Raw genomic sequence first — 6,566 nt, forward strand, 5'->3', positions numbered from 1 at the left:
TCCTAAGCTTCAGTGCACTGGTGTGATGGTAATGCCCAACCGACGACCGATTTGAGCGAATGAGAATTGACGCTCTTTGGGTAGAACATAGGGGATGCGCCCGCTTTTCAAATTGAAGGGATCACCGCGTGTGTATTCGTCTTCGTGCACAATATTGCGATTGCCCGGCACGCACTGAAAATACCCACCCATCTGTCTGGTGACAGGATTGTATGCATTCACCCCATATCGAAAACAGATGCGACCGTATCTGGCGTGTTCGGGCGGGTCCTCGGTTTTCCATTCACCAAAGACGATTCCTTGGTTTCCCGGATACCAAAGATAGGCTTTGCCATCCGGTGATAGGTATTCAACCTGCGTGCCATGCTGTTTGCTGTAATCCAGAATGGTGGCACCCGAATAACGTTGTCGTAGTCCAGCCTTGGTGAAAGTTTCCGGCGGATAGCTGGCAATCTTTTCAGCTTCAGCCCTTTCTTTCTCCGCCCATTCCTTCTCCGAATACCCCGCCGAACAAGCCACGAGGGTTACCATAGCAAGAATAAAAATTCCTGACTTAAAGAAAGGCATTTACTCTTGCCTCCAGCGCGAACACCGTAGACGAACACGCCACTCTCCACCCGCATATGGTGTCCAATCCACGACAGGGATCGGGGTCGGGGTTACGCCAGGTGGTATTGTTCCCCCGAACACATTACCATTGTTGGCGGCAAGTATTTTGGCAATTTCTTCGGGATTATTAACTCTTGTCCCAACTGTGTTGTCTGCCAAGCGGCCACCGCGACAAAAAGTAGAAGCTGCGACAGCACGCGCGTATCTGTGGATAAGGTCTTTGTTGGTGTTGGGGCCAAATGTGCTTGAGATTTTAGCTGAATCGTCATTCGCCAACCAATCAGAAGGATCACTGCTTTTAGAAATGAACAATCGGTTAGGTCCAATCTCTACGTCAATCGGATAGCCAAGCCCAGTACCGGTACTTGAGTATAGATATGGCTTAACTGCCATAGTAGCGACATGCACATTTAAGTGAACCTTCTGGCCAAATTGATCCGTTCCAGGAATAAGAAAACTTTTGCGATAATTGTTCCGTTCCTCGATTGTGGTAAGTGTTATCGGCTTTTCCACTTTTGGAGTTGATGAACATCCAGATAAAAAAACCGTTGTGCAAAGAATGGATGATAGAAATAGTTTTAACTTCATAAAACGCCTCTAAGTTGTAGTTCATTCTCGAGATACGCACGGATTACGGCACAACTATGAGCGGTTTTTGTTGCAGTTGTGGCTGTAGGTATTTTGTAATTGAGAGAGCGTTTCTTCAGCCCGGAATCAAGGCGCTTCGCGCCGCCGGGCCGCGCCCGACCGCCCTCATGGGCGGGCGCTTCGGCAATGCCATACGGCCTCACCAATCTCAGATGCACCGGCGCGATAAACTGTCTGCCACATCTGTTCCACTGCCCACCCGCGGTCGGGCGCGGCCCTGTTGCATCTATGCGCAATTCAATTCCCCATTGACCCAACGGCCCATGTTTGCCAGACCCAAGGTTCTGACAAAGCTGAGCGGGGGGCGAAAATGACCGACACTTATCCTAACTATGGGCGCATTGATGGCCCGATCGTCATGATTGGTTTTGGATCGATTGGGCGTGGCACCTTACCCTTGATCGAACGTCATTTCGATTTCGACTTTGATAAGCTGACGGTGATCGAACCCGACATCGACAACCACGACTATCTGAAATCCCGAGGTATCAACATTGTCGATACCGCCCTGACCCCGGAAAACCTGCGTCAGGTGCTGGGGACCTTGTTTCAGGAACAGCGCGGGTTTTGCGTGAATCTGTCGGTTGATACCGGATCACTGGATATTATGAAACTGTGCCGCCAGATGGGGGTTCTCTATATCGACACGGTGGTTGAACCTTGGCTGGGTTTTTATTTTGGGACAGAGGACAACGCAGAACGCACCAATTATGCGCTGCGCCAAAAAGTGCGGGACGAGAAGGCGGCAAACCCCGGCGGCACCACCGCCATTTCGTGCTGCGGGGCCAACCCCGGCATGGTCAGCTGGTTTGTGAAAGAGGCACTGATGATCCTCGCCAAGGATACCGGCCACACGACAGAGGTCCCCCAAACCCGCGAAGGCTGGGGCAGACTGATGCAAAGCCTTGGCGTCAAAGGTGTGCATATTGCTGAGCGCGACACCCAAGCCCGCACCCGACCCCGTCCGCGCGATGTCTTCGTCAACACATGGTCTGTCGAAGGGTTCATTTCTGAAGGCCACCAACCGTCGGAACTGGGTTGGGGCACCCATGAGAAATGGAAGCCCGCCAATGCCCACAGCTATACAGAGGGCTGTCAGTCGGTGATCTGGCTGGATCAACCCGGTGCCAATACCCGGGTGCGTACGTGGTGCCCAACGCCGGGGCCGCAATTCGGCTTCCTCGTCACCCACAATGAATCAGTTTCGATTTCTGACTACTTCACCCTCGGCGACCCCGGCGCACCGGAATTCCGCCCGACCTGCCATTATGCCTATCACCCCAGCGATGACGCTGTGTTGTCACTGCACGAAATGTTCGGATCAGGCAAGGTGCAGACTGAACATCAAATCCTAGAGGTCGACGAGATTGTCGAGGGCATCGATGAACTGGGCGTGCTGCTTTATGGCCATGAGAAAAACGCCATGTGGTACGGCTCGCGCCTGTCGAATGAGGAAACCAGGGGCCTCGCCCCGTTTCAGAATGCTACGGGGATGCAGGTAACCTCTGCGGTTTTGGCGGGCATGGTCTGGGCGCTGGAAAACCCTGAGGCCGGGATCGTCGAGACGGACGAAATGGACCATGCCCGCTGTCTGGAAATCCAGATGCCATACTTGGGCCCGGTCGAGGCGCACTATACGGACTGGACCCCGCTGACAGATCGGTCAACGCAATTCCCGGATAACATAGATGAAAGCGATCCTTGGCAGTTCAAAAACGTGCTGGTTAAGTAAGGGTAAGGCCGGCAGATATAGCCTGTCGGGCTTTATCTTTGGGATGTGTGGGTCAAAATCGGCAACAGCCCCAAATCTAAAATCGATCTGTAACTAATTTAGGAACAATTTTTCTGGCCTGTATGGTGGCTCAGTGCTGAACTACAAAGGCGTTGCGCAGTCTGTATGTGTAATTTTTCAACAAGCCTACATACCCTATCCATTTGATTTAAAAAGACTTATATCTGCGTGGATTCTGTTAACGTTTTATTTTAAGTTTCCCCAGGGTAACGGGGAATGTTTTCAGGTGAGAGACAAAATGGAGGAAACAATGCAGGCAGATACAGCACGCCCCAAGCGCGGCAATTTCTATAAATGGTGCATCATCGCCGCCCCGCTATTGATGATGGCGACTGCTGCGAGTGCGCAATCTACGGATATTCCGCAGGTTTTTAGCACTCAGAACGGTAACGGTACAGCCAGCACATGGGCTTGTAACGCTTGCTTTCCGGTCTCTCATTTCATTTAGATGGCCTTTCTCTCGAAAGCCAAGGGGCTTTTGCCAACCAATGCTGAATGAGGTCTTCGCTAAGGATACTGTTGAAAAAGTCAGTTGATTGGTTGCCGAGGCTCTGATTCTCTCGATTTGAGAGTGGAGGGTTTGACGATGGTGGGACCGAGGTAGGTGGCTCAAAGCGCGCTGTTTTATGAGTTCTCAATTGAAGAGTTTGTGCCGCAGGATCATCCTATACGCTGGATTGATCGTTTCCTTGACCGGTCTGAAGAGCGACCGTTACTTGCGCCGTTTTACAGTTCACATGGCCGTCCTTCCATTGATCTTGAACTGATAATCCGGATGCCTTTGCTTGGCTATTGCCAGGGCATCCGGTCTGAGCGGCGGCTTTGCGAAGAGGTCCATGTCAATTTGGCGTATCGCTGGTTTTGCAGGCTCGATCTGGCTGACCCGGTGCCGGACCATTCGACTTTCTCCAAGAACCGCGATGATCGTTTCCGAGAAAGCGGCCTGTTCCGGCACCTGTTTGAGACTGTCTTGCGGCGTTGCGTGGATGAGGGGCTGGTTGGTGGTCACAACTTTGGTGTTGATTCCAGTCTGATCCCGGCGAATGTCAATCAGACGCGTGGCGTTGATAGCAAGGAAGGTTGCCGCCAGATCTGACATCCCGCGCCGTGGATGAGTATCTTGAGGCACTCGACGACGCAGCCTTCGGCGCATCTACTGATGCCGTTTCTAAATATATCTCGCCTGTGGACCCAGCCGCGCGCTGGACGGAGGCTGACGGCGGTGCCACGTATTTTGCCTATTCCACCAACTATCTGGTGGATTTGGATAATGCGGTCATTGTGGACGTCGAATCGACGGCTCCTATCCGGCCCGCTGAGGCGCGTGCGGCGAGGGACATGATTGACAGGGTGCAGGAGCGCTTCGGGATTAAACCCGACAAGCTTGTCGGCGACACAGGCTACGGATCGGCCGAGATGCTCGGCTGGCTGGTCGAGGACCGCAAGATCGCGCCACACATCCCGGTCTGGGACAAATCCAAACGCACCGACGGCATATTCTCGCGGGAAGACTTTGTCTACGACCAGGCGACCGACAGCTATATCTGCCCGAACGGTAAAGCCCTGCAAACATATCGGCGGAACTTCTCAAAGCCACCAAAAGCAAATGGCGGCAAAGATGGGTTCACAAGATACCGCGCCTCCAAGCAAGATTACGACGCATGCACTTTGAGGCCGCAATGCTACCCAAAAGACCACGGGAGACGCCTCATGCGGCCCGTGCACGAAGCCGCCCGAGACGTCGCACGCGACATCGCAAAGACACGCCAATATGACATCTCAATGAAGCTCCGAAAGAAGGTCGAAATGCTGTTTGCCCATCTGAAACGATACATCGGTTTGCGGATGATGCGGCTCCGAGGACCCAAAGGCGCGACAGAACAGTTCCAACTCGCCGCCACCGCCCAAAACCCCCGCAAACTCGCCAAGATCTTTCCTACACCGCAGCAAACGCGCAAAGCCTGACAAGAAAGGCGCTCGCGCACTTATTCAATCAGTACTTTCTGCACCAGCAACACTTTGTTTTTCAACATGTCGTAATCATCATCCCGCCGATTGAAGCCACGGTAAGGTTGGGATCATACGTCATTTTGAGGAGCTAAGAGATGGAATACTTTGCTGGATTGGATGTCTCGATGGAAGACACACACATCTGCGTTTTGGATCGCGAAGGGGTTCTGATCCGGGAAGGAAAGACCGCCACGTCGCCAATGGCGATCAGCGATTTTCTCGCTTGCGGGCCAGAATGCAAAGGTGTTGTATTCGAGACCGGTAGGATGGCCCCGATGCTCTATCACGGCCTTGTTGAACTTGGCATTTCTGTTCAGTGCATAGAGAGCAGGCAGGCCTATCAGGCTTTGAAGGCTTTGGCGGGGCACAAGACAGATCACAATGATGCTCGTGGACTGGCACATCTGGCGCGAACTGGGTTCTATAAACCGACACATGTCAAATCGCTGTCCGCCCATGCTGTCCGCGCGCACATTGCGACACGCAAGAAGCTGGTCGGGCGACGCGTCACAATCGACAATCAGATCCGTGGACTGGTTGTCGTATTTGCCCTTCGCAACGACATTCTCGAACGTTGCTTGTAGCAGCTTTTTGTTCAGCTCCTGAGAAACCTCAATCGGTACGCCAGCGGCGTCCCAAGCTTCTCGTGCGATAGCTTGTAAAACCGTTGCGAAGTTGTTCGAGAACACAGCCGCTGCGTGATAAAGGCTCTTGTTCTTTGAATTGATCGGAAATGGGCGGCCGCCGATTTGCTTGAAAAGCGGTGTGACCGTGCCAGGCGTTGGCCCCATTACTGCATTGGCCTTTGCCGCAGCCATTGATGACCCGCATCGCTTCAGGAAATCGCGCGATGTGGGGCCCTATCTGGGGCTGGTCCCACAACGACACCAATCTGGTGAAGTCGACTATACCGGGAGCATCTCGAAACGAAGTGATGTCAGAATTCGGACCCTCCTTTACGAGGCAGCGAACGTCATGCTGATTAGATGTGCAGCACCGCTCAAGCTGAAGTCATGGGCGCTGGCAATCGCTGCCAGGTCTAAGATGCGAAAGGCGCGCGCGGCTTTGGCCAGACGTCTCGCAATCATTCTTCATGCCATCATGCGAAATCAAACCGATTTCAGAGCGGCCTGAGACTGCAAAGACCAACACGAGGATTCCAAACACCAGTTCCCAGCGGGAACGATGCCCGAGGGAGGGCGTAGGACACGGCGTCGATTCTGTAGCAGCGGCTTCGGCTAGATTGCGGTTTCAACCTTGCCGACCTACCTCCAGCCAACCCCATCGTGAGCCAATGAGCTCGAAGAGAACCAAGGCAACCTCAGACATCGATAGAATGGAGTCCCCCCGGTTTGGAGTCCCCCCGGTTTGAAGGACGGTTATGGGCTGATACTGTTGAAAAACTCCATTTTTTCGCAATTTCGAGTCCAAAATTGTCCGCACAGAACTGGTAGGGTTTTCCAGCCGAGGGATCGGCCAAAACCTGGCTCTGGCCGCCAGAGGGCAT

General features: G+C 53.3%; 5 protein-coding genes and 4 pseudogenes. 5 read left to right on the forward strand and 4 right to left on the reverse strand.

Annotated features, from left to right (window positions below):
• Positions 1 to 9: 9 nt before the first annotated feature.
• Both AC2D8P_RS06865 and AC2D8P_RS06870 read right to left on the reverse strand, forming a co-directional pair.
• Positions 10 to 567, reverse strand: coding sequence for a hypothetical protein (locus AC2D8P_RS06865; RefSeq protein WP_484701532.1), 558 nt, complete (start codon positions 565 to 567; stop codon positions 10 to 12).
• The gene (locus tag AC2D8P_RS06870) at positions 568 to 1,197 is read right to left on the reverse strand and encodes a hypothetical protein (protein WP_484701533.1); all 630 of its coding nucleotides are present in this window, start codon (positions 1,195 to 1,197) and stop codon (positions 568 to 570) included.
• A gap of 370 nt (positions 1,198 to 1,567) precedes the next feature.
• Here AC2D8P_RS06870 and AC2D8P_RS06875 point away from each other — a divergent pair, with 370 nt between their 5' ends.
• From AC2D8P_RS06875 to AC2D8P_RS06890, 4 genes and pseudogenes are all read left to right on the forward strand, one after another.
• The gene (locus AC2D8P_RS06875) at positions 1,568 to 2,989 is read left to right on the forward strand and encodes a homospermidine synthase (protein WP_484701534.1); all 1,422 of its coding nucleotides are present in this window, start codon (positions 1,568 to 1,570) and stop codon (positions 2,987 to 2,989) included.
• A 133-nt stretch (positions 2,990 to 3,122) separates the two neighbouring features.
• Complete coding sequence (locus tag AC2D8P_RS06880; protein ID WP_484701535.1) at positions 3,123 to 3,497, forward strand: hypothetical protein; 375 nt, start codon at positions 3,123 to 3,125, stop codon at positions 3,495 to 3,497.
• 156 nt (positions 3,498 to 3,653) lie between these two features.
• Positions 3,654 to 5,014: pseudogene (locus AC2D8P_RS06885) on the forward strand (transposase).
• A 140-nt stretch (positions 5,015 to 5,154) separates the two neighbouring features.
• A pseudogene (locus tag AC2D8P_RS06890) lies at positions 5,155 to 5,616 on the forward strand (IS110 family transposase); the annotation flags it as partial.
• A 39-nt stretch (positions 5,617 to 5,655) separates the two neighbouring features.
• Here AC2D8P_RS06890 and AC2D8P_RS06895 read toward each other — a convergent pair.
• Positions 5,656 to 5,877 (reverse strand): annotated as a pseudogene (locus tag AC2D8P_RS06895) (DUF2520 domain-containing protein); the annotation flags it as partial.
• On the opposite strand from AC2D8P_RS06895, the pseudogene AC2D8P_RS06900 reads away from it, so the two are divergent.
• Positions 5,828 to 6,193, forward strand: a pseudogene (locus tag AC2D8P_RS06900) (transposase); the annotation flags it as partial. The pseudogenes AC2D8P_RS06895 and AC2D8P_RS06900 sit on opposite strands and share 50 nt — an antisense overlap.
• A 187-nt stretch (positions 6,194 to 6,380) precedes the next feature.
• On the opposite strand, the gene AC2D8P_RS06905 reads toward AC2D8P_RS06900, so the two are convergent.
• Positions 6,381 to 6,566: hypothetical protein (locus AC2D8P_RS06905; RefSeq protein WP_484701536.1), on the reverse strand; the 186-nt coding region annotated here is incomplete at its 5' end.

It is taken from the genome of Roseovarius sp. YIN77 (genome assembly GCF_057219155.1).

Bases quoted from the DNA above. Each gene is read 5' to 3' on its own strand.
- AC2D8P_RS06875 (WP_484701534.1), top strand. From the start codon at position 1,568: ATGACCGACACTTATCCTAACTATGGGCGCATTGATGGCCCGATCGTC.
- AC2D8P_RS06870 (WP_484701533.1), bottom strand. From the start codon at position 1,197: ATGAAGTTAAAACTATTTCTATCATCCATTCTTTGCACAACGGTTTTT.
- AC2D8P_RS06865 (WP_484701532.1), bottom strand. From the start codon at position 567: ATGCCTTTCTTTAAGTCAGGAATTTTTATTCTTGCTATGGTAACCCTC.